At 66.6% G+C, this 3,065-nt stretch carries 3 protein-coding genes; 1 reads left to right on the top strand and 2 read right to left on the bottom strand.

All coding sequences use genetic code 11. From position 1 onward, the window contains the following. Together JSV65_06600 and JSV65_06595 are read right to left on the bottom strand one after the other, a co-directional pair. On the bottom strand, positions 1–566 hold a 566-nt coding region (locus JSV65_06600; GenBank protein UCH36017.1), incomplete at its 3' end, for an SDR family NAD(P)-dependent oxidoreductase. An 84-nt stretch (positions 567–650) separates the two neighbouring features. Then, entirely contained in the window at positions 651–1,973 is a 1,323-nt protein-coding gene (locus JSV65_06595) for an endo-1,4-beta-xylanase (protein UCH36016.1), read from the bottom strand. 481 nt (positions 1,974–2,454) lie between these two features. Between JSV65_06595 and JSV65_06590 the strand changes: the two genes are divergently transcribed. Then, on the top strand, positions 2,455–3,065 hold a 611-nt coding region (locus tag JSV65_06590; GenBank protein UCH36015.1), incomplete at its 3' end, for an amino acid permease.

Genomic DNA, 3,065 nt, shown 5'->3' with positions numbered 1-3,065 from the left:
GTGCCCGGGCATACCGCATTGATGCGGACGCCGAGCTTGGAGTACTCCAGCGCGGCCGTGCGCGTGAGTTCGAGTATCCCGCCCTTCGATGCGGTATACGCGGAGAAGTCCTGCAAGCCGCGAATGCCGGAAACCGAGGACATGTTGACGATAGCGCCCTCGCCCTGTTCGAGCATCTGCGGAATCTCGTGCTTCATGCACAGCCACACGCCTTTGAGGTTGGTGCTGATGATGTGCTCCCAGTTCTCCTCGGTGCACTCTACGGTTGATCCCATCTCGCCCACGGTGCCCGCGTTGTTGAAGGCGCAGTCCAGGCGGCCGTACGCTTCGATCGTTCGTCGAATCATCGCCTCAACCGCCGCCGCTTGCGACACATCCGTCTCGACGAACAGGGCATCGCCGCCGGCCGCCTCTATCATCCGCACGGTCTCCTCGCCGCCGCCCACGGCAATGTCAGCGACGACCACTTTAGCGCCGTCACGAGCGAATGCCAGCGCCGTCGCCCGGCCGATGCCGGACGCCGCGCCGGTCACTATCGCAGCTCTCCCTGCAAAGCGTTGGCCCATGTAAGGCGTCTCCTTCTGTCGCTTGTGCTCGCTGCCAAGATCTGCGGCTCGCGCAGCCGATCATCGCGTCGCGGCCCGGGCTGCTTACTGCGACGGCAGGCGCAGCGTCACCCGCCGCTCATCGCGCTTGAACCAGCGCACCTCCTGCGTCACCTTGCGCCCGTCAGGCGCAGTCGCGGTAACGCGATACGTGCCGTAGAACCCGCGACACCCGATCTCGCCATTCGCGTCGGTCTCACCCGTGACGTCGGTCCACCACTCGCCCTTCACCAGGTTGAGCAGCCGCCGATACGCCGGCTTGGCTGACATGTCTTTACGCACGAATCCCGCGGGCGCCCGCTGCCACGCGTTGAGATCCGAGAAATCCCACCACGTGATCGCCTCGACCCGGGGATGTGAGAATAGCAGCCGGTAGAGCTGCTCCACGTAGCGCGCCTGGCTCTGTTCGCCCCACGGCGTCGTCGGCCAGTCCGCGCGCCCCTCGTCCCCGTCGCCGCGTCGCTTCAGTTGCCCGGAGAGCACCGTTGTCTCCGTGAAGTGAATCGGTATGCCGAAGCGGCCGTAGGTCTCGCACCCCTCCCACACCCGCTCCAGCGGCCACACGCCGCGGTGCATGTGGCTCTGTATGCCAATCGCGTCCGGAGCGCGCCCCGCGTCTATCAGCCCCTGGATCTGCTCCTCATACTCCTGGGATACGTTGAAGTCATTGACGATCAGCGTCGCCTGCTGGTTCGCGCCGCGTGCCCAGCCGAGGGCATCGGCCGCCGCCCTCACCGGCCCGACCTCCTTCACCCACAGTCCGACCGGATTGTCCATTCGCGCGGACACGGTGCTCTCATTGATGACGTCCCACGTGTCAATGAGGCCTTTGAATTCGGACACGATCGACCGGACCCGGTCGCGGAGCAACCCGCCCGCCTCCGTCGCGTCCCGCGGCACCCACGCCGGGGGCAAGTGATGCCACACCAGCGGATGTCCTTTCGCGCGTATCCCGTGCTCCGCGCACCAGCGAGCCATCGCTTTGCGGCTGGCGGTCTGCGGCGCCCCGCGCTGCGGCTCGTAGCCATCCCAGTAGAACGGAAGCGTGGCGTAGTTGAACAGCGCGGCAAATTGCTCGCGGTACGCCTGCTGCAGCGCCGAGTCGTCGTCTCGCAGGCCGTAGGCATTGCAGCCGAAGAGGAACTCGTGTCCGGTCTGCTCGACCTCGACGGTGGCGCCCGGCACGGGCTGGCCCCGGTCGAGCACGACAACCGCGATGTCGCCTTTGCGGTGCTGCTCGATGCGCTGGGACGCGCCGGCGAGAATCTCGGCCGCAGTGGACGCGGTGGCGGCGCGGCTTGACGGCACAGGCGCGAGCAGCATGACCGCGGCGAATAGGAGCACAAGGCGGGGAATATCATACTGCATGACGGCGCCTCCTTCAGCGCTTCGTGATGATAATCCGCTGGTGGGCCGACCATCCGGTAATACGCAACCCGATTGTGGGGTATAGTTCGAGAGAACCGCGGAACGTCCTACCTCGTGATCGATAACGGCCCGCGCCGGCCGACGGCGCAAACCGCGGCACGTTTGCGCTCGCCAGTGGGGACCTACCGAGACGGTGCGGTTGCGGCATGTTGGCTTATTCGGGAGGAACTCAATGGGCGATGGCCGAATCCCGCTGGTTGAACCGCGCAGGAAGATGCATGCGCGGCCCCTGGTCGTGTCCGGGGTCCATCCGGCGGTACGCGTCCGCACCGATTCCAGTGTGTCCGGCGGCCCGCCTCGCGGCTGGCACCGCCCGGGGCGAGTATCCGGCGCCCCAAGCCGCCGTGCCGGTACTTGGGATCAGACTGCACGCCGGGCGCCGGAGCTATTGCGGTCCGGTATGCTCGGGGCAGAGTGATAGATGTCAGCCAGCAAAACACCCACTGCTCATGAAGTAGAGCTGCAACGCGGGCTGGGTCTTCGCGAGGCGACGATGATCGGCGTCGGCGCCATGATCGGGGCCGGCGTGTTCGCTCTTACCGGCCTCGCCGCCGGCGCGGCCGGCCCGGCGCTTGTCGTCGCGTTTATTCTCAATGGCATCGTCGCCGCGATCACCGGCATGGCGTACGCCGAACTCGGCGCCGCTTTCCCTCAGGCGGGCGGCGGCTACGCGTTCGTACGCATGGCGCTGCCGCGGGTGGTGGGGTTTGTCACGGGCTGGATGTCGTGGTTCGCGACCGCCTTCGCGTGCGCGCTGTACGCCCAGACATTCGGCGCGTATTTCGGCAACCTGCTCCGCGAAGTGATCGGCGTGTCAATCCCGGGTGCGTCTCCGATTGTGTTCGCTCGCGTGCTCGCGGCAGTCGCGGCCATCGGTTTCGCCTATATCAACATCCGGGGTTCCACTGAGACCGGGGTCGCCGGCACCATCATCACGACTGGCAAGGTCGTGATCCTGCTCGCTTTTGGCGGAGCCGGGCTGTGGGTAATGTTCCATGCCGCCGGCTGGCCGGCCAAGCTCGGCCTCGGCTC

The sequence above is a fragment of the Armatimonadota bacterium genome (assembly GCA_020354555.1).
GTDB lineage: Bacteria > Armatimonadota > Hebobacteria.
This window is presented reverse-complemented; position numbering and strand designations above follow the sequence as displayed.